The organism is Kitasatospora sp. Xyl93 (assembly GCF_055383135.1).
Window position 1 is genome coordinate 4,762,794 of the sequence record NZ_AP029185.1, and the last position, 18,607, is coordinate 4,781,400.

An 18,607-nucleotide genomic window follows, 5' to 3' on the forward strand; every position below is an offset into this window, starting at 1 on the left:
CTTCGTGACGCAGATCACGGGGTCGCTTGGGCTGCTTCGGGGGCGGTCGGGCTGCGGCGGGCATGCGGAACTGCCGTCGAGTGGCAGGCCAACGGCTGTGTGATGCAGATCTCTTCGGATCTTCTGTGAGCTGTTCGTCAGCCGGGCGGTGGGGGAAGGCCGTTGAAGCCGGCCAGGGCTGGCACGAGGCCGTCGTAGTCGTCGATGGCGTTCGTCGCTGTGAGCTCCGGGCTGGTGGTGCGGAGCCAGTCCTGGATGGTCCGCAGGTTGATCATGAGGATCATCAGGGCGAGCAGGATCGCCTGGGCGACGCGTCCGTGAGCGAGGCGCTTCTTCGGATCGGCGATGTTGATGTGGTGGCCCTTGGCGCGGCCGTTGACGGCCTCGTTGTGGGCCCGCATGGGCTTGTAGGCGTCGTGCCACGCCGCGCCGAGGTAGGGGCGGTCCTGCCGGAGCTTGTCGACCTTGCCGAGGTCACCGGGACGGACCGTGATCGTCGGCTTGCGGCAGATCCTCGGCAGGTCCTCGGCCGGGAGCGGCCGCAGGCGCTCGACGGGGGCGATCTGGACGCTGGGCTTCGCGGCGAGGTGGGCCGCGGTGGAACGGGAGCTGGTGAGGTCGACCACTGTGGGCAGACCCGCCTGGGGCCGGTGCGCGCGGTTGAAACGGGGGCAGGTCACGGATGGGGACGGACCGGAGGCCGGGCACTGGAAGCGGACCGTTCCGCGTCGGTCGGGACCCTGCTTGCGCTTGAGGAAGTAGGGCTCCCTGGCCGCCAGTCGCTGCCGCAGTCTCTCGTCGGGATCGCGGACCGTCTTGTCGTCGAGCCCGGTAGTGGCGTTGGCGAGGGCCTCGGGCATGAGTGGGCAGGCGAGGGTGCCGTCGACGAGGACGGCGCCGAGGTGGCTGCCCTGGACGCCGCGCTGATCCTGCTTGTAGTCGAGGGCGAGCTGGTAGCCGAAACGGCGGACGTGCAGTTGGAAGTGCTCGGTGGTCTGGTCGGTGTAGGCGCGGTCGGCGGCGAGCAGGCCGACGGGCAGGCCGAGTGGGACGAGGGCTTGGAGCGTGTGGACGGCGTTGGGGCCGACGCGTTTGCCGGGGCTGTCGAGGACGGCGCCCAGGATGAGCTGGGGGTGCTTGCTCGTCCGGGTTCCGGCTGCCGGGTGGCCGGTGGGGTGGCGGCGGCTGACCGCGGCCAGGAGGGTGGCGCTGTGTCCGAAGACGCCCTCGGTGCTGCCTCCGCTGAAGTGCCAGCCGGCCGTGATCTCCACCGATGCCAGGCCGCGGCGGTCGCTCTGGGGGTGGTGCCAGGCGGGGAAGGCTGTGGTGTCGGCGCCTACGTCGCCGTGCCAGCCCTTGAAGAGTCCTCGCCGGTGGGCCAGGCGGACGGTGACCAGGACGAGGCGGTCGCTGATCTGCTGCAGGAGGTCACGGCGGCGCACATGCTCGGCGTCGTCGTCTTCCCAAGCGGAGGCGTGCACGATCGCGTCGGCGAGCGGGAGCCTGCGGCGGCGGTCCGTGCGGGCCGGGTCCAGGGCGGTGGTCAGGCGGTCGAACGATCGGTAGACGCGCTGGCAGAACGCGTTGCGCGCCCACGGGTCATCCCGGTCGATCTCAGGGACGTGGAGCCAGGATCGCGCGGTGGGGCTGATCTGGTCGAGCAGGACTCGGCAGGCGTCGGCCAGGTTCCCGCTCGCGTGGTAGTGCAGAGCCAGCAGCACGCCGACCAGCACGGTGCGGACGGGCAGTCCGCCGGGGCCGGGTCGGCCTGCCAGTTCCGCGTCGATCAGGTCGAGCGCGCCGGAGTGGTGGAGCAGGAAGTCGACCTGGCCGACTTTGGAATCCGGGATCTCGGCGGGTGCGTCGGTGACCGGCCGTGGTCGACGCCGCCGGGCCTTGTTCGCGTCCCGCCACGTGCGGGGAAGGGTCACGCCGTCCTGCCGCGCAGGAGCCGGGCCGCGGTGGCGTCGTCGAGCGGCGGGACGAAGTGCTGGAAGCGGGCGAGTGAGGCGGCGGAGGCGAGCCCTGCGGCCTTGGCGATCAGATCGTGGTCGATGCGTTCGCGCATCAGTTCCACGATCCAGCCGGTCCGCAGTCGGCCGACCGACAGCGGTGGCAGGCCGTCGGTGGGCTGGTGCAGGTGAGACCAGGAGCCGATGAGGTTCTTCGCGTAGGGCTTCGTGCGGCGAGGCCGGAACAGGTAGCGGCCGCCGGCCGCATCGGCGAGGTCGGCCAGGACGTCTTCCCACTGGGCGCGGGCGGCCACAGGCGAGCGCTCGATGCCGGTGTGGACCAGCGGATGCCCCGGTCCGTGCCGCCGAAGGTCCAGCCCCCTGGTGGCGGCGACTTCCCTGGGCATCAGCCCGTAGCCGGCACCGAGCCCCAGCAGGGCGAGCGCGTCGGTTCGCTGCTGTCCGCGCAGGCGCGAGGCCCAGTCCCGGAGCCCGGCCAACTCGTTGCTGCTGTAGGGCTCGTGAGGATTGGCGGGTGCGTGCAGCTTGGGCGGGACGGGCTCGCCCCGGTCCGTCCAGGCCAGTGCGTCCCGTACGCGCCGCAGCCAGGTGCGGTAGGTCTGCACCGATGTCGGCGCGAGAACGCCCGCCCGGGACAGCACGAACGCGTCGATGACCTCGCTCCGCAGCCAGCCGTCAGGGTCTCGTGGCAGCCCGTTCTCCTCGGCCCACAGCGCCAGGCCGGCCGTGGCGTGCAGGAGCCGCTCGACGTCGTAGGGCACCGCGGTGACCGTCGCCGCGACGACGGACCGCACGAGCGGTGCGACGTCCTCCCAGGCAGCTGGGGCCTGGCGGGGCCGGTAGCGGGCGATCTTCGCGGACGTCTCCGGATCAAGGGTCACGGTCCACGAATACCGGCTGGTCAAGCAGCCGTCAGGGGATTGATCCACTTCAACGGACAGGATGGTGTGAGCATGGTCGGTGGAAGCGCCCGCGTGCGCCCCCCACGGGAGATGACCGACGATCCGGAAGCCTGGCCCCGCGAGGCCAGCGCCGACACGGCCGCTGAGGCCGTGCGGATCATCTCCAGCCGCCTCGCCGACGCCCTCACGGGGCAAGGCTTGAGCCTTCGCCAAGCCGCTGCCGGCTCGGGCGTGAACCGACAGGCGATCGCGGACCTGCTGGCCGGCCGGTCCTGGCCCGACGTGGCGACCGTGGCCCGTCTCGATGCGTTCACCGGCGTGGTGTTGTGGCCGGTCGATACCGGAATTGACCGAGGTGGGAGGCATTGAGTCTCGATTCCGCCCGGTCCCGCGAGTCTTCGTGACCAGGGCACGGCGATTCCGCGCTTCCCGCTCCGAATCGCCAGTCACCTCAACTACGCTCGGGCATGCGGAAAGCGCCTTGCTAGGAGCTCACGCAACCGGGTGCCGTCGAGGTCGACTCTCGACGGCACCCACAAGGCGACTACCCGTCGCCCCGCACCACCTCCTCCTCGGCCGGAACCGTGGCAATCCGGAACTGTCCGGGCTGCACTTCGACCGCTCTCCCCTCCTTCACCAGGCTTTTGCACCGGCCCCTGGTGGTTTCGATCCGCGCGGGAGACACCTCCTCGCCGATCGCCGCCGTGATCTCCCGGGCCCGCATCACCCGCCCCGAGGTGGCCAGCAGCGCGAGAATCCGCTCCAGCCCCTCAGCCCAGTCCAGCCGCTGGGACTCCGCCGGCCGCGCCGGGTGCGGGACGGACGCCTGTGGCGTGAACCCGGACGTGGGAGCGACAGGCTGGGGCGTCGGTTCATCGGGGGCCAAGGAGGACGGTGCGGCAGGGCCCCAAGCCCTCTCCTGGATGACAGGCGCCTGCACCCGAGCAGAAGCCGGACCATCAGCGGGCTCTGGGCCGCCAAGCAACTGCACGGCGGTCTCCCGAGTGATCGTCAGCCGGGCCAGACGCTCCTCCGCCGCCGCCAGCTTGGCCCGCAGCACGTCCAGCTCACCACGAACGATGGCCTCTTCCTCGTCCAGCCGCTGGAACAACGACGCCATCGCCGAACCCTGCCTTCCCAAACGGGCCACATGCCGTGCGCAACCGTAGGGCCAGACCCCAAACGCCCGCAGGGCGTGATCACATCTGCCGCAAACGGAACAACTCCGACCCGCAGCCTGGCTGTTCGCCGACCGCTGGCGCACGAACCAGCGCGGACACGACTCCCGACTGCCATGATCAGCACATGAGTGAGTACTCCTGGCCCTGGGAGAACTACCAGGACCGAGCAGCCACCGCCCGCGCAGCCTGGACCGAAACCGTCCGAGCCCTGCCCATCGGCACCCGGATCACAGGCGAGGTCGTCGGGCGGCAGCCCTTCGGTGTGTTCCTCGCAATCGACGGCCGGCCCGACGCCGTCGGCCTCGCCAAGATCACCGCCATGCCCAGATGCCTGGACCTGCCCGCGGTCGGCCAGCATGTCACCGGGGAAGTCGTCTGGCACGCCGATCACAACCACCAGGTCGGAGTCACGCTCGCCGCGTGGGCCCACCACGAGGACCTGCTGCCCACCTTCGCCGACCGCATTGGCCAAGTCGTCAACGGACGCGTCACCAAGACCGTGCCGATCGGAACATTCGTCCGCATCGCCCACTGCGTTGAGGGACTCGTGCCTTCCATCGAGCTTTCCGGCTCGCCCACGAAGGATGCCGGGCAGGCTGCCCAGGAACGTCAGGAGATCTCTGTACGAATCCTCGCCGTCGACCTGGGAAGACGGCGGATCATCCTGTCGACCAGATGTCTGCCGTAACTCCGTGCAGCCCCCGCGGCCTCAACCCGAGCCACGCAACGCAACACCTCCGGCCGGCGCGCGTCCGCCCGTCGACTGCGGTTCGAACCGGGCTGTCAGGGGACGGTGGCATGCTCAGCTGCCATGGACACCCAGCAGTTCTGGAAGCTGATCGAGGAAGCCCGCTCGCAGGTGCCGGCTCCGGACAACGGTGACGCTGTGGCCGAGCAGGCGACCGCACTGCTCGCGCTTCGCCCGGTCCAGGAGATCGTCGCCGCCCAGCAGATCCTCTGGGGCCTGATGGCTGACTCGTATCGAGCCCCCCTTTGGGGCGCCGCCTACGTGATCAACGGCGGATGCTCCGACGACGGGTTCGACTACTTCCGCGGCTGGCTGATCACCCAGGGCCGTGAGACGTTCGAGCGAGCCATCGGCGATCCCGATGCGCTCGCCGATCTTCCCGCAGTCCGTGCTTTTGCCGCAGACGGGATCGACATCGAGTGCGAGGAAGCCCTGGGCATGGCCTGGAACGCCCACCAGATCGCAACCGGCGAGGAGCTCCCCAACGACTCCTTAACCAACCGCTATCCAGAGCTGGACCCGGAATGGGGCTTCGACTTCGAGGACGACGACGAGCTGAGCCGCCGGCTGCCCCGCCTGGCAGAGCTCTACGCGGAATAGGGTCGGATCAACGCGTCGGCCGTGCTCCGAGCACCGTCAACAGTGTGCCCGACGTGCTGGCACCCACCAGGTTCGCCGACTACTCGCCGACCCTCCCGGCGCAGGCACGGAAGCGTTCGAGAAGTTCGCGCCCGGGCCCACTGTCTGGATCGAAGCCCTGGATGCGCCGTAGCCCGGCCGGGACGCCGGCCCCCAGGAGAAGGGCACCGTGGCAGCGGAAGCAGAACGCGATCTCGAAGAGGAGATCGGCGGAGCTGTGAGCCCGAATGCCGTAGCCGGGCACGAAGCACCGATGCAACTCGTCGCCGGGCAGTTCGGCCACCAGGTTCAGCACCTCCCGAGCCTGGTCCTCCACCCAGATCTCCAGAACATCGCCAACCAGGGTGCCCGAGTCCGTCGGTGCGGTGATGCGGACCACTTCGATCAGTTCGGTCTGTGCGGCGGTCTCGGGAAGCAGCATCCGTACAGGATCACCGACAGGGCCACGACTCGGGAAGCGATCACCAAGACGATGGGAAGCGATCTTCAACGCGCTCGGATCTTTCCTGGTCAAAGCCACTCGTGAACAGCCCACCCAACGGACCGGCTCAGGCCGGTCGACGAAATCCCGCCGGGAGGCAACTCCCGGCGGGATTTCGCGTTTTGGGTCCCCGGGCCGGTGCCGGGCCCGACCGCGGGCCGCCCCCCGGCCGGATGTGGGGCGGATCACATCACCCTTCCGGGCCCGTTTCTGACGCGGTTTGGGGCTCAGGGGGGTCGGTTATGGTGGGTGGGCCCAGACGCTGACGAGGGAACGATCTGGTCTATCTCAACGGGGTGCCATCGCGGTGCGCGAGCTCGGTCTGAAACGGTGGGGGCGGCGGACGGGCCCGGAGGAATCCGGCGGCGCGGCGGAAACCGGAAGACCGAGTTCCCGGACCCTCCCGGCGGCCTGCGTGGCGGCGGTGTCACTGGCGGTGTTCGCCTGGTTCCGGCACACCCACGGGGCCACCATGGTCGACATGCTGGTCTACCGGGCCGAGGGCCAGGCCGTCGTCCGCGGCGAGGACCTGTACGCGATGCGGCTGCCCGGCTGGGACCTGCCGGCCACCTACCCGCCGTTCGCGGCGATGCTCTTCGTGCCGAGCACCTGGTTCGACGTGAGCACCCTGCGCGTCCTGGTGATGCTCCTCAACTACGCGCTGCTCGCCGCGGCCGTGTACCTGTCGCTCAAGCTGGCCGGCTGGCCCAGGCAGCACCGCGCGGCCGTGGTGGTCCTGGCGACCGGCCTCGGCATCTGGCTGGAGCCGGTCTTCACCACCTTCCAGTACGGCCAGGTCAACCTGGGCATCCTCTGCCTGGTCCTGTGGGACCTGACCCGCTCGGACCGCGACCGCTTCAAGGGCGTGGGCATCGGCCTGGCCACCGCCATCAAGATCACCCCCGGCCTGTTCGCCGTCTACCTCTTCCTGACCGGGCGGGTCCGGGCCGCGCTGGTCTCGGCCGGCACCTTCCTGGCGGCGGGCCTGATCGGCTGGGCCCTGCTGCCGGACGCCTCGTACGGGTTCTGGACCGACTACCTCTGGGACCCGAGCCGGGTCGGGGTGACCGTCCTGGTGGACAACCAGTCGCTGCGCGGTGCCGTCTGCCGACTGCTCGACGTCAACGACCCGGGCGTGGTCGGGCTCGTCGCCTCGGCGCTGGTCGGGGCGGGCGGGCTCGGGGTGGCGGTGCTGGCCGGGCGCTCGGCGCGGGTGCTGCGGCGGGCCGACGCCTGGGGCGCGGTCTGCGCCGCCCTCACCGCGCTGCTGGTCTCGCCGATCAGCTGGACCCACCACTGGGTCTGGTGCGTCCCGCTCCTCGCCCTGCTGGCGGTGGAGGCCAGGACCACGGCCCGGAAGGTGCTGTTCGGCCTGGCCCTGCTGGTGTTCCTCTCCCACGTCATGTGGACGGTGCCGCACCGCTGGGGCCGCGGGGTCGCCTGGTACTGGCAGCTGCCCGGGGCGATCTACCCGCCGATCGCGATCGCCGTCCTGGTCGTCGTGGGCCTACGGCTGCGCCGCGCCCGGCGACAGGCCGTGGACGCCACCGGCGGGGCCCGGGCCCTGGCGGCCGACAGGCCGGACCGCGACCCCGAGCTGACGAACCGGACCTGACGGCCCGGACCCACGGACCCAGACCGGACGGATCAGACCTGACGTGACCACCCAGACCGCACCCCCGCCGCCGGCCGCCGCCGGGCCCGCCGCCCGCCGGCTGGCCGCGGCCGTGCTGCTCGGCCCGGCCCGGCGCACCGCGCTGCTCACCGCGCTCTGCTTCGCGGTGACCTGCGCGATCGGCCTGCAGGGCTGGACGTCCGTGGCGCTCGGCGGCTTCGACCTCGGCATCTTCGACCAGGGCGTGCGCGGCTACGCCCACTTCGGGCTGCCCGTCTCGACGCTGAAGAGCTTCCACCACGAGTTCCCGCCCGGCTTCTCGCTGCTGGGCGACCACTTCTCGCCGGTGCTGGCGCTGCTCGCGCCGCTGTACTGGATCTGGGACGATCCGCGCTCGCTGATCATCGGGCAGTCGCTGCTGTTCGCCGCCGGGGTGCCGCTGATCCGGCGGATCGCCGGGTACGCCTTCGCCGACGCCGAGCCGCGCACCGCCCGCCGGGCCGCCGACCTGGCCGGCCTGGTCCACGCGCTCGGCTGGCCGCTGCTGGTCGCCGCCCGGGTCGGCTTCCACGAGGTCGCCTTCGCGGTGCCGCTGACCCTGCTGATGCTGGAGCGCGGGCTGGCCCGCCGGTACGGCACGGTGCTGCTCGCCGCCGTGCTGCTGTGCTGCACCAAGGAGGACCTCGGCCTGATGGTCGCGGCGTACGGCCTGGTGCTGCTGCTGCGCACCCGCCGCACCGGCGACCGGGCGGGCCGCCGCACGGGGCTGGGGCTGCTGCTGGGCGGGCCGGTCGCCTCGGCGGCCGCCATCACCTGGCTGATCCCGGCGATGGGCGGGGAGCCGGGCTACTACTGGAACTACGGCTCGATCGGCACCGATGGCGGGGACGCGCTGCGCAACCTGCTGCACGACCCGTTCCTGCTGGTGCAGGCCGCCTTCGACCAGCCGCTCAAGCCGCTGCTGCTGCTCTGGCTGTTCGGCACCACGCTGCTGCTGCCGCTGCGCTCGGCCACGGTGCTGTGCGCGCTGCCGCTGCTGGCCGAGCGGATCCTGTCCAGCAACCCCAACCACTGGTCGATCGCCCGGCACTACGACTCGCTGCTGTGGCCGATCCTGCTCACCGCCGCGATCGAGGTGCTGGGCCGGCTGAGCGCCACCGGGCGGCCGGAGCGGACCGTGCGGCGGGCCCGCCGGCTGGGCCTCGGCGCGGCCGGGATCGCGCTGGTGGCCGCGGTGCCGATCGGGCTGCTGCCGCTCGCCGTACCGTCCTCCTGGGCGCCGAAGACGAGCGAGGCGGCGCTGGTGCGGGCGGCCGCGCTGATCCCGGACGGGGCGTCCGTCGAGGCGGACAACCAGATCGCGCCGCGGCTGACCGCCCGGGCGGACGTGGTGCTGGTCGACGGCACGCCGCGCGGGCGCGAGTACGTGCTCACCCGGGGCGACAAGCGGTCCTTCCCGTTCAAGACGGACAAGGAGCAGGCCGAGCGGATCCAGCTGCTGCTGGCGCACGGCTACCGGCAGCTGTGGGCCGAGGACGGGGTCGTGCTGCTGCACCGGGAGGGCGATCAGCCGGTCCCCGGCGAGCACGTGCCGGGGCCGGGCGACGAGCCGGTCCAGGACGAGGTCCCGTCCGACGTGGGGCACAACCTGTTCCGCGGCTGAGCACGACCCCCGGACACGCCGGAGGGCCGGCCGGAACGACGTCCGGCCGGCCCTCCGGGAGTGCCTCAGGGGCGGTCCGAGCCGGCGTAGCTGCCGCTCTGCGGGGAGCCCTGGGGCGGGACGGCGCCGTAGTGGCCCGGCCGCCGGCCGCGCGGGTGTCGGGTCAGCCTGTAGCCGAGGACGCCGGCCAGCGCGGCCAGGAAGCCGCCGCCGATCGTCCAGTACCAGCGGCTGTTCCAGCCGGAGAACCAGCCGGTGTACCAGTGCTCCTCCTCGGCCACCGGGGCGGCCGCCTTGGCCGTGCTCGCGCCGCCGCCGGCCGGCGGGACCAGCGGGGCCTTCAGCTCGCCGCCCTCCGGCTGGGCGTTGTCGGCGTCGCCCTTGGCGGCGACGTGCAGCCGGACCGAGGAGGCCAGGCCGAGGTCCGGCTGCGGGACGTCGCTGACCGACAGCCGCACGTAGTAGGTGCCGGGCAGGGGGTCGCCGGACCACGGCTCGGCCCAGGTGCGGACCTCGCGCAGGGTGCAGTTCAGCGCCAGGGTGGCGGCGCTCTGCTCGGCGGTGGCGTTCTGGGTGCCGGCGGTGCACGACTGGCGGCGGCGCAGCCCGTCGAAGACCTCGACGGACCAGGTCTGCGGGCCGTGCCGGTCGGCCGCGGGGGCCAGGTCGACGGTCAGGTCGACCGTCGGGGTCTGGCCCTCGGAGGCGCCGAACGCCCAGTACAGGTAGTCGCCGGTGGAGACGGCGACCTTGGCGTCCTGGCCGGGGGAGAGGTTGACCGCGGTCAGGAAGGAGGTGCCGGCCTTGGTGGCCGGGGCCGGGGTGCCCTTCGCGCCGGCCGAGGGGGACGGCGAGGCGGCCGAGGCGGCCGGGGCGCCCAGGGCGCTCAGGGCCAGGGCGGGCAGCAGGGCGAGGGCGGCGAGGGTGCCGCGGAGCGTCGTACGCATGGTCAGTTCTCCCGCCAGACGGCGATCCGCCAGCGCGCGATCCAGCCGAGGACCAGACCGAAGGCCAGGCCGGCCAGGGTGAGGGTGAGCAGCAGGATCCAGCCGCGGCCGAGGCCCATCGCGGCGCCCTCCGGAGCGGGCGAGGCGGAGGCCAGGTCGACGGTCAGCTCCAGCGGCATGCCGGGGTCGGCCAGGACGCCGGTCTGCGGGGCCAGCGAGTTGCTGACGACCAGGCAGACGGTGGTCTCCGGCTTCTCCTTGGAGCCCTTCGTGGCGGTGGGGCTCGCGGTGACGTAGCCCTTGGAGTCGTCGGTGGACCAGCGCAGGCCGGTGGAGACCACGTCGGTGCGGCCGCTGCCGGCGTCGGTGCCGCGGACCAGCTCCTGGCCGGTCGCGCTGGTCGCCTGGAGCAGGACCCCGTAGTCCCGGGCCACCGGGCGGTCGAGGGCGACGCTGACCGAGGCGCGCAGCTCCTGGCCGGACTTGACCGGGACCTTGTAGACGCGGTGCTCGGAGAACTTCTCGCGGTCGGTGTAGACGCCCGGGGCGAGCACCGGGGCGCTCTCGCACCTGTCGGTGCCGGAGGTCTTGACCGGGGTCACCGTGTAGGTGTCGTTGGAACGGTCGACCAGCTGCTTCACCTTGTCGGTGAGCTGCTCCTGGGTGCGGACGTCGGTGTAGGTGCCGCCGGTCGCGTTGGCGATGCAGAGCAGCTGCTGGCGGGTCTTGTCGTCGTGGGCCAGGCCCAGGGTGTCGACCACCAGGTGGATGCCCTGGGAGGCGAGTTCGCGGGCGACGTCGCAGGGGTCGGGCGGGGTGCAGGTGTCCTCGCCGTCGGTGATCAGCACCACCCGGCGGGTGGTCTCGCCCTTGCCGAGGTCCTGGGCGGCGCCGCGCAGGGCCAGGCCGATCGGGGTGAAGCCGGTGGGCCGCAGGGTGGCGACGGCGGTCTTGGCCTCGACCTTGTCGGTCTTGCCGACCGGGAACAGCTGCTTGGTGTCCAGGCAGCCCTGGGCCTTGTCGTTGCCGGGGTAGGTCGCGCCCAGCGTGCGGATGCCGAACTCGGTCTCCGCGGGCAACGCGTCGATCACCTCGTTCAGCGACTGCTGGGCCACCGCGATGCGGCTCTTGCCCTGGATGTCGGCCTCTCGCATGGAGCCGCTGACGTCCAGGACGAGGTCGACCCGGGGGGCCTCCTTGGTCGTGGGAGCGGCGCCGGCTGATGGTTCGTCGGCATGGGCGGGCAGGCCGAGCAGCAGCGAGGCGCCGGTTATCGCCAGGGCCGCCAACAGGCTGCCGAGCCTGGTCTGTGGTCGTCGTCCGGTAGTCACCCGCCGATCCTAGGGAGCATCAGTTGACGATGGCGAAACGAGGCCGGATCGTGCCTCGACCAGCCGAGGCGTGAACTCCGGCGCGCGGACGAGGAATTCGCTGACGCCGCCCTTACCGCGGCTGGATAGCCTTCCGTACGCACGCGACGGCGACGGGGGCGGGATGGAACTGACGGCGGTCGGCAAACGGTACGGGCGGCGGGAGCGGTGGATCCTGCGCGGGGTCGATCTGGCGGTCGGGCCGGGCGAGTTGGTGCGGATCGCCGGGCGCAACGGCAGCGGCAAGTCGACGCTCCTGCGGCTGGTCGCCGGGATCGAGCGGCCGAGCACCGGGCGGGTGCTGCGGCCCGGCCCGACGGCGTACGTGCCCGAACGCTTCCCGCCGGCGCTGCCCTTCGACGCCGCCACCTACCTGCTGCGGGTCGGCCGGGTGCACGGGCTGTCGGCGGAGCGGGCGCGGCGGCGGGCGGCGGAGTGGCTGGACCGGTTCGGGGTCGCGGACCGGGCGGGCACGCCGCTGAGCCGGCTGTCGAAGGGCACCTGCCAGAAGGTCGCGGTCGCCCAGGCGCTGCTCCCCGAGGCGCGGGTGCTGCTGCTGGACGAGGCGTGGACCGGGCTGGACCCGCAGGCCCGGGCGGTGCTGGACGAGGCGGCCGCCGAGCGGGCGGCGGCGGGCGGCACGGTGCTGTTCGTCGACCACGACCCGGCCCGGCTGGCCGGGCTGACCACCGCCGCGTACCGGGTCGGCGCGGACGGCGGGCTGCGCGCCGTCGAGGACGGGGCGCGGGAGCCGGTGTGCGGCCCGGTCTCGGACGGCCCGGTGATGGAGGTCGAGGTGGACGTCGAGGACGGCGCCCCGCTGCCGCCGCTGCTGCCGGGGGCGCCGGAGGTCACCGCGCTGGCCGGGACGGCGGTGCGGCTGGCGGTGCCGGCCGCGCACTCGGACGCGCTGCTGCGCCGGCTGCTGCTGGGCCGCCCGGCCGTCCGGGTGCTGGCGGTGCGGCGGCGCGAGGAGGGGGAGCGGTGATGACCCGGACCGGTGCGCTGACCAGGTACCACCTGGAGCTGCTGCTGCGCTCGCACGCCTGGCTGCCGCCGTTCCTGGCGTACGCGCTGCTGCTGGTGGTCGGAGTGCCGGTGGGCGACCCGCTGCTGGGCGGCCTGGGCTACGGCGCGGGGGTGCTGCTGCCGGTGAGCGCCTGGTACGTGCGCGGCGCGCTGAACGCGGAGCCGCCGGCCTCGCGGGCCTGCCTGGTGGCGGCGGCGGGCCCGGTGCGGGTCCAGCTGGGCGCGCTGCTGGCGGCGCTGACGGCGTCGCTGGTGCTGGCGGTCGGCCAGGTGGCGGCGGTGTGGTGGGTCGGTGGTGCGGTGGCCGGCCCGGGGGCGCAGCGGCAGCCGTCGGCCGGGGCGGCGGTGCTGGCCGGGCTGGTGGCCTCGGTGGCCTGCGCGCTGCTGGGGGTGCTGGCCGGGGCGCTGGCCAACCGTCCGGTGCTGGGCCGCCCGCAGTACGGCATCCCGACGGCGCTGGCGCTGGCCGTACTGCTGCTGGTGGTGCCGGTCTCGCCGGCCAACACGGCGGTGCGCGAGCTGGTGTCGGCGGCCCGGACCGGCCGGATCGCGGTGCCGTGGGCGAGCCTGCTGGCCGCCGCCGTCCTGCTGGCGGCGGTCGGCGCGGGGACGGCGGTGCTGGCCGGGCGCCGGCCGGAGTGACGGGCGCAGTGAGGGCCGGAGTGACGGGCGGAGGGGCTCGGCGGACGATCGCCGCAGGGCGCTGAGCTGCTGCTTCGACCGCCGAGTGGGAGAAGCGCCGTTTACGAAGTGTCCGGTTTGTATAGCACTATGCGCCAATTCGGACAATGCGCCGGTTGGGACTGTTCGTTTGCGACACTGGTGCTTTCGCCGGGTACTGTCCCATGTTTGTTCGGTTGGTCCCCGATGACACCCGGAAGGGTTCCGGGTGACCAGCCGCTAGGACACCCTCCCCCGCCTAGAAGGACCGCAGTTTTGGCCAGCAACACCCTTGGTGCGCGTCTGCTGCGACGCAAGCCCGTCTCGACACTGATCGCCGAGTCCGAAGGCAAGGACGCCCTCCCGGCCGGCGCGCCCGAGGAGGGCGGGCGCTCCGGCATCCACCTGCGCCGCTCGATCGGCCTGTGGCAGCTGTCCTCGATCGGCATCGGCGCCACCATCGGCACCGGCATCTTCTTCGTGCTGAACACCGCCGTGCCCTCGGCCGGGCCGGCCGTCATCCTGTCCTTCGTGATCGCCGCGATCACCGCCGGGCTCACCGCGCTCTGCTACGCCGAGATGGCCTCCGCGATCCCGGTCTCCGGCTCCTCGTACTCCTACGCCTACGCCACCCTCGGCGAGGGCGTCGCCTTCGGCGTCGGCATCTGCCTGCTGATGGAGTACGGCGTCTCGGCGTCCGCGATCGCGGTCAGCTGGGCCGAGTACCTGAACAAGTTCCTCGACCTGGCCTTCGGGATCACGATCCCCGAGCAGCTGTCCGGCGCGCCGGGCGGGGGCCACTGGTTCAACCTGCCCGCGCTGCTGCTGGTCGCCATGGTCTGCGTCCTGCTGATCCGCGGCGTCAGCGAGTCGGTGAAGGTCAACGCGGCGATGGTCGCGATCAAGATCCTGATCCTGATCCTGTTCGTCGGCGTGGCGCTCACCGGCTTCCACTCCGGCAACCTGACCCCGTTCATGCCGCTCGGCATCGGCGGCGTGCAGGTCGCCGCGTCCAGCATCTTCTTCTCCTTCATCGGCCTGGACGCCGTGTCCACCGCCGGTGAGGAGGTCAAGAACCCGCGCCGCACCCTGCCGCTGGCGATCATCATCTCGCTGGTCGTGGTGACCCTGCTCTACATCCTGGTCGCCCTGGCCGGCATCGGCGCCCAGCCCTGGCAGAAGTTCGACGGCCAGGAGGCCGGCCTCGCCCAGATCCTCCAGGACATCACCGGCCAGAGCTGGCCCGCGATGCTCTTCGCGGTCGGCGCGATCATCTCGATCTTCAGCATCACCCTCGTGGTGATCTACGGCCAGACCCGCATCCTCTACTCGATGGGCCGCGACGGCATGCTGCCCAAGCGCTTCGCCGAGCTCTCCCCGCGCAGCGGCACCCCGGTGTGGAACACCCTCGTGGTGGGCCTCGGCGTGGGCGCGCTGGCCGCGTTCGTCCCGCTGAACATCCTGGCCGACATCACCAGCCTCGGGACGCTCATCGCCTTCTCGGTGGTCTCGATCGGCGTGATCGTGCTGCGCCGCACCCAGCCCGACCTGCCGCGCGGCTTCAAGGTGCCCGGCTACCCGGTCGTCCCGCTGGTCAGCGTCGGCTTCTGCGCCTACCTGATCACCGGCCTGCACGCCGACACCTTCCGGGCCGGCGCGATCGCCCTCGTGGTCGCCGTGGTCGTCTACTTCGGCTACAGCATCAAGCACTCCCGGCTGGAGCAGGCCGAGCGGCAGTCCGTGCCCTCGGACAGCGCCGTCGGCTGATCCGGAGGCAAACCCCGCGTGAAGGGCCGCCGACCGCCGAGGCACCCGGCGGCCCTTTTCGCGCCATCGCCCGTCCGGTGTCCTACGCCATGGCGACAGGGCCCGGCCCACACCCATAACCTTCCACCATGGTGAGCACCCGCACGCCCGGCTTCTCCCGCCCGCGCGGCCGCTTCACCGGCCGCAGCAGAACGCCGGCCCAGACCTCCGCGACCGAGGCGCCGTCCGGATCCGGACGGCCGCCGCGCGGCTTCTCCACCCGGCCCTTCCCCCGTCAGCGTGGTGAGAGCACGTTTCCGCCCACGCCCGATCGGCTGAACGCCGCCCGGCTCGCCCGCCTCTCCTCGACGCGGACCGTCCAACTGCTCGGCTGCCTGGTCGCGGCCGGCTGGGCCGCCGCCTTCCCGCTCGTCTCCGACCTGCCCAACCAGCGGCTCTGGGGCCTGATCGCGGCCCCCGCCTACGCTCTGGCCGGGCTGCTCTGCCTGACCCTGCCGCGCCGCTTCGCGGCCCACGCGGCGGCCTGCGTCGCCCTCGTCGGAGCCGTCCTCGTCCCGCTCGGACTGCTCGCCCTGCACGGCCGCCACCAGTCCGAGGTGATGGTGGTCGAACGCTCGGCCCACCTGCTGCTCACCACCGGCACCGCGTACCTGCCGCACCCGGTGGTGGTCACCGACTACAACCCGTACCTGCCGGCGATGTCCCTGTTCGGGATGCCGCGCCAGCTGCTCGGGGACTCCACCGCCTTCGCGCGGGTCGCCGGGGACGCCCGGATCTGGTTCGCGCTGACCTTCTTCGCCTGCCTGCTGGCCGCCTGGCGGCTGCTGCGGCCCTCCGGCCCCGGCCCGAGCGGCCGGCGGGCGCCGCTGCTGCCGCTGGCGGTCCTCACCGCCTCGCCGCTGATCGCGCTGGCCCTGGTGGTCGGCGGGGTGGACCTGCCGCTGATCGGGGTCTGCTGCCTGGCCATGGCGCTCGCCGAGCGGGACCGCACCGTCGGCGCCGGGCTGGTGCTCGCCCTCGCCTGCACCCTGAAGTGGACGGCCTGGCCCGCGCTGCCGGTCGCCGTCCTGCTGCTCTGGCGGCTGTACGGCCGGCGGCCCGCCGCCCGGACCGCGCTGATCGGGGTCGGGGCGAGCGCGCTGGTGATACTGCCCTCCGTACTGGCCCAGGCGGACGCGCTGCGCGAGCAGGTGGTGCGCTTCCCGCTCGGGATGACGGCGATCCGCACCCCGGCGGGCAGCCCGCTGCCCGGCAAGGTGCTGGCCGGCTTCGGGCCGACCGGGCACGCGGTCTCGCTGGCGCTGATGACCATCGCCCTGGTCGCGGTGGCGATCTGGCTGCTGGCCCGGCCGCCGGTCTCCGCGATCGCCGCGGCCGACCTGCTGGCCGCCGGGCTCGCCATCGCCTTCATGCTGGCCCCGGCCGGGCGGTTCGGGTACCTGGCGCTGCCGGCGGTGCTGCTGATCTGGCCGCGGCTGGCGGCCCGGCGCTGGAGCAGCCGGCGCCCGGTCCCGCCCGGCCGGGTGCGGGGAAGGCCGCAGCCCGCCCTGCCGCGGGGCTGAGCGGGAAGTGACTCGTCCGTTCGCCTCCGGGCGTTCCGGACCCGGCGGCTCGGGGCGTGACTCGTCCGTTCGCCTCCGGGCGTTCCGGACCCGGCGGCTCGGGGCGTGACTCGGCCGCTCGCCTCCGGGCGTTCTGGACCCGGAGGCTCGGGGGTTCTCAGCGGCCGCCGGCGGCCTTCAGGATGGAGGCGACGGCCGGGCCGGCCGCGTCCACGCCGTGGCCGCCGCCCTGCACCTCGGCGGCCACCGCGATGTTGCCGCGGTAGGCGGTGAACCAGCTGTTGGTGACGTCGACGCCGGCGACCTCGGCGGAGCCGGTCTTGGCGCCCGCGTTGTCGGTGATCCCGGCCATCACGTCCTTGGCGGTGCCGCCGGTGGCGGTGGCGGCCATCATCGCCTTCAGCTTGGCGGCCACGTCCGGGGAGAGCGGGCGGGCGGCCTTCTGCTGCGGCAGTTCGGCGACCAGGACCGGCTGCTTGAACTCGCCGTTCTGCACGGTGGCGGTGATCGAGGCGATGGCCAGCGGGTTCATCTGGACCTTGCCCTGGCCGATGTAGTTCATGGCCTGCTCGTCCTTGCTGCCCGGCGTGGCCGGCACCTTGCCGTCCGCGTTCGGCAGGCCGGTCTTCCACTCCAGGCCGATGCCGAAGACGTCCTTGGCCGTGCCGGACAGCGTCTCGGGCTTGAGGCTGGCCAGGCCCTGGTTGATGAAGGCCGTGTTGCAGGACATCATGAAGTCCTGCTGGAGCGTGTTGCCCGGGAACGCGCCCGGGAACGAGTTCGGGATCGGGTGCGCGTTGCCGCTCTTCTCCGGGCAGGCCACCACGGTGTCCGGGTTGATCCCGGCCTCCAGCAGCGACGCCGAGGTGACGATCTTCATCGTCGAGCCCGGCGCGAGCAGCCCGGTGAAGGCCCGGTTCTGGCCGTTGGCCGGGGAGTTGGCGAAGGCCAGCACCTGGCCGGTGCTCGGCTCGATCGCGACGATGGACCCGGGCTTGCCGCCCAGGTCGGTCATCGCCTTCTCGGCGGCGGCCTGGAGGGTGTTGTCGATGGTCACCTTGAACGGCTTGCCGGGCTTCGGCTCGACGATGGTGAACAGCTTGTCCTGGGAGCCCTTGCCGGCCGGGTCGGAGATCACCACCGCGCTGCCCGCGTCCTGGTCCTTGTTCGGGTCCGGCGGCAGCAGCTTGTTGGCGTTCTCCTGGAGGGTGGTCATCAGCGCCGGGGTGAGCGAGGCGCCCTGCACCGGCTTGCCGTTGCGGTCGACCACGGTGGACGGCGGGGAGAAGACCGGCTGGACGGCGATGGTCTCGTTGCCGGACAGGTGGGGGTGGATCACCGAGGGTGCCCAGTGCACGGCCGGAGTGTTGTCGCTCATCTTCACGACGCCCAGGAAGCCCTGGTAGTCCCAGGCCCGGTTGGTGCCCGCGAACTCCGCGCGCGCCTTGTAGGACATCAGCGTGCCGGTGGGCCCGGGGGTGGCGGTCGGGGACGGCGAGTCGCCGGCGCCGGGGGCGCCGGGCGTCCCGGAGGCGGCGGCGGACGGCTTGGGGGCCGGGGCGGGGGTGCCGGTGGCGGCGGAGAAGACCTGCTGGGTGGTCGGACCGAACGGGGTGAGGGTCAGCGCGCTCGGCTTGACCTGGTCCCGGAAGGCGGTCAGCGCGGTGGTGGCCGCGGCCGGATCGTCGGTCAGCGAGGCCGCCTTGGCGATGTCGCCGGCCGCCCACGCCGCCAGGAAGTCCTTCAGGCCGGCTGCCGCCTGCTCGGCCGACGGCGGCTCGGCGACGACCGTGCGGGGCTTCTTGCCCTCGGATCCGCCCGAGTCGCTCATCAGGCTGTACGCGCCGTAGCCGCCGCCCGCGAGGACGGCGATGGACACGCCGGTGATGATGCCGATCTTCGCGCCACTGCGCATGGTGCAGTTCCCCCAGGGGTCTCGCGGCCGGGCGCAACCGGCCGGGGCCGGAAACGCGGTACCCCCCCACCCTAGGCAGCCCGGATCGGTGCGTCGGCGAATCGCCCCGGACTTGTGACGGATCTGGTACGTGGTGTGCACCGCGTACGGACGGT

Annotated in this window: 16 protein-coding genes; 9 read left to right on the plus strand and 7 right to left on the minus strand. The window is 72.7% G+C overall.

Going from position 1 to position 18,607, the window contains the following annotated elements; all coding sequences use genetic code 11:
- Nucleotides 1–137: 137 nt before the first annotated feature.
- Both ACZ5GH_RS21390 and ACZ5GH_RS21395 read right to left on the minus strand, forming a co-directional pair.
- The gene (locus tag ACZ5GH_RS21390) at nt 138–1,931 is read right to left on the minus strand and encodes a hypothetical protein (protein ID WP_464335029.1); all 1,794 of its coding nucleotides are present in this window, start codon (nt 1,929–1,931) and stop codon (nt 138–140) included.
- The gene (locus ACZ5GH_RS21395; RefSeq protein ID WP_464335030.1) at nt 1,928–2,854 is read right to left on the minus strand and encodes a hypothetical protein; all 927 of its coding nucleotides are present in this window, start codon (nt 2,852–2,854) and stop codon (nt 1,928–1,930) included. The genes ACZ5GH_RS21390 and ACZ5GH_RS21395 overlap by 4 nt, the downstream gene beginning before the upstream one ends.
- A gap of 111 nt (nt 2,855–2,965) precedes the next feature.
- Here ACZ5GH_RS21395 and ACZ5GH_RS21400 point away from each other — a divergent pair, with 111 nt between their 5' ends.
- Entirely contained in the window at nt 2,966–3,244 is a 279-nt protein-coding gene (locus tag ACZ5GH_RS21400; protein WP_464335031.1) for a helix-turn-helix domain-containing protein, read from the plus strand.
- A gap of 175 nt (nt 3,245–3,419) precedes the next feature.
- Here ACZ5GH_RS21400 and ACZ5GH_RS21405 read toward each other — a convergent pair whose 3' ends face one another.
- Complete coding sequence (locus tag ACZ5GH_RS21405) at nt 3,420–3,995, minus strand: hypothetical protein (RefSeq protein WP_464335032.1); 576 nt, start codon at nt 3,993–3,995, stop codon at nt 3,420–3,422.
- 185 nt (nt 3,996–4,180) lie between these two features.
- On the opposite strand from ACZ5GH_RS21405, the gene ACZ5GH_RS21410 reads away from it, so the two are divergent.
- Entirely contained in the window at nt 4,181–4,744 is a 564-nt protein-coding gene (locus tag ACZ5GH_RS21410) for a S1 RNA-binding domain-containing protein (protein ID WP_464335033.1), read from the plus strand.
- 123 nt (nt 4,745–4,867) lie between these two features.
- Nucleotides 4,868–5,404 carry a DUF4240 domain-containing protein gene (locus ACZ5GH_RS21415; RefSeq protein WP_464335034.1) on the plus strand — a complete coding sequence of 179 codons (537 nt, stop codon included), beginning with the start codon at nt 4,868–4,870 and terminating at the stop codon, nt 5,402–5,404.
- Nucleotides 5,405–5,483: 79 nt separating this feature from the next.
- On the opposite strand, the gene ACZ5GH_RS21420 is transcribed toward ACZ5GH_RS21415, so the two are convergent.
- Nucleotides 5,484–5,864 (minus strand): hypothetical protein, encoded by a 381-nt coding sequence (locus tag ACZ5GH_RS21420; RefSeq protein ID WP_380623811.1) that lies wholly within the window; start codon nt 5,862–5,864, stop codon nt 5,484–5,486.
- Nucleotides 5,865–6,348: 484 nt separating this feature from the next.
- On the opposite strand from ACZ5GH_RS21420, the gene ACZ5GH_RS21425 reads away from it, so the two are divergent.
- Complete coding sequence (locus ACZ5GH_RS21425) at nt 6,349–7,539, plus strand: glycosyltransferase 87 family protein (RefSeq protein ID WP_464335035.1); 1,191 nt, start codon at nt 6,349–6,351, stop codon at nt 7,537–7,539.
- 43 nt (nt 7,540–7,582) lie between these two features.
- On the plus strand, nt 7,583–9,202 hold the full coding sequence (locus tag ACZ5GH_RS21430) for a DUF2079 domain-containing protein (RefSeq protein ID WP_464335036.1): 1,620 nt from the start codon (nt 7,583–7,585) through the stop codon (nt 9,200–9,202).
- 65 nt (nt 9,203–9,267) lie between these two features.
- On the opposite strand, the gene ACZ5GH_RS21435 is transcribed toward ACZ5GH_RS21430, so the two are convergent.
- Nucleotides 9,268–10,149 carry a peptidase gene (locus tag ACZ5GH_RS21435; protein ID WP_387749466.1) on the minus strand — a complete coding sequence of 294 codons (882 nt, stop codon included), beginning with the start codon at nt 10,147–10,149 and terminating at the stop codon, nt 9,268–9,270.
- Nucleotides 10,150–10,151: 2 nt separating this feature from the next.
- Nucleotides 10,152–11,480, minus strand: a complete 1,329-nt coding sequence (locus ACZ5GH_RS21440) for a VWA domain-containing protein (protein WP_387749469.1) — start codon at nt 11,478–11,480, stop codon at nt 10,152–10,154.
- A 163-nt stretch (nt 11,481–11,643) separates the two neighbouring features.
- On the opposite strand from ACZ5GH_RS21440, the gene ACZ5GH_RS21445 reads away from it, so the two are divergent.
- From ACZ5GH_RS21445 to ACZ5GH_RS21460, 4 genes are all read left to right on the plus strand, one after another.
- Nucleotides 11,644–12,507, plus strand: a complete 864-nt coding sequence (locus tag ACZ5GH_RS21445; RefSeq protein WP_464335037.1) for an ABC transporter ATP-binding protein — start codon at nt 11,644–11,646, stop codon at nt 12,505–12,507.
- The gene (locus tag ACZ5GH_RS21450; RefSeq protein WP_387749475.1) at nt 12,507–13,190 is read left to right on the plus strand and encodes an ABC transporter; all 684 of its coding nucleotides are present in this window, start codon (nt 12,507–12,509) and stop codon (nt 13,188–13,190) included. Before ACZ5GH_RS21445 ends, ACZ5GH_RS21450 begins: the two co-directional genes overlap by 1 nt.
- Nucleotides 13,191–13,415: 225 nt before the next feature.
- Nucleotides 13,416–14,975 carry an amino acid permease gene (locus tag ACZ5GH_RS21455; protein WP_387749477.1) on the plus strand — a complete coding sequence of 520 codons (1,560 nt, stop codon included), beginning with the start codon at nt 13,416–13,418 and terminating at the stop codon, nt 14,973–14,975.
- Nucleotides 14,976–15,103: 128 nt separating this feature from the next.
- A complete protein-coding gene (locus ACZ5GH_RS21460) occupies nt 15,104–16,537 on the plus strand; it encodes a glycosyltransferase 87 family protein (RefSeq protein WP_464335038.1) in 1,434 nt (477 codons plus the stop codon).
- 157 nt (nt 16,538–16,694) lie between these two features.
- Here the strand turns inward: ACZ5GH_RS21460 and ACZ5GH_RS21465 are convergent, their stop codons facing one another.
- The gene (locus tag ACZ5GH_RS21465; RefSeq protein WP_387749483.1) at nt 16,695–18,452 is read right to left on the minus strand and encodes a penicillin-binding transpeptidase domain-containing protein; all 1,758 of its coding nucleotides are present in this window, start codon (nt 18,450–18,452) and stop codon (nt 16,695–16,697) included.
- Nucleotides 18,453–18,607: the final 155 nt, after the last annotated feature.

What these genes read in the sequence shown, in the direction of transcription:
- ACZ5GH_RS21400 (WP_464335031.1), top strand. Translation starts at nt 2,966, where the DNA reads ATGACCGACGATCCGGAAGCCTGGCCCCGCGAGGCCAGCGCCGACACG.
- ACZ5GH_RS21405 (WP_464335032.1), bottom strand. Translation starts at nt 3,995, where the DNA reads ATGGCGTCGTTGTTCCAGCGGCTGGACGAGGAAGAGGCCATCGTTCGT.
- ACZ5GH_RS21410 (WP_464335033.1), top strand. Translation starts at nt 4,181, where the DNA reads ATGAGTGAGTACTCCTGGCCCTGGGAGAACTACCAGGACCGAGCAGCC.
- ACZ5GH_RS21415 (WP_464335034.1), top strand. Translation starts at nt 4,868, where the DNA reads ATGGACACCCAGCAGTTCTGGAAGCTGATCGAGGAAGCCCGCTCGCAG.
- ACZ5GH_RS21420 (WP_380623811.1), bottom strand. Translation starts at nt 5,864, where the DNA reads ATGCTGCTTCCCGAGACCGCCGCACAGACCGAACTGATCGAAGTGGTC.
- ACZ5GH_RS21435 (WP_387749466.1), bottom strand. Translation starts at nt 10,149, where the DNA reads ATGCGTACGACGCTCCGCGGCACCCTCGCCGCCCTCGCCCTGCTGCCC.
- ACZ5GH_RS21445 (WP_464335037.1), top strand. Translation starts at nt 11,644, where the DNA reads ATGGAACTGACGGCGGTCGGCAAACGGTACGGGCGGCGGGAGCGGTGG.
- ACZ5GH_RS21450 (WP_387749475.1), top strand. Translation starts at nt 12,507, where the DNA reads ATGACCCGGACCGGTGCGCTGACCAGGTACCACCTGGAGCTGCTGCTG.
- ACZ5GH_RS21455 (WP_387749477.1), top strand. Translation starts at nt 13,416, where the DNA reads ATGACACCCGGAAGGGTTCCGGGTGACCAGCCGCTAGGACACCCTCCC.
- ACZ5GH_RS21460 (WP_464335038.1), top strand. Translation starts at nt 15,104, where the DNA reads ATGGTGAGCACCCGCACGCCCGGCTTCTCCCGCCCGCGCGGCCGCTTC.
- ACZ5GH_RS21465 (WP_387749483.1), bottom strand. Translation starts at nt 18,452, where the DNA reads ATGCGCAGTGGCGCGAAGATCGGCATCATCACCGGCGTGTCCATCGCC.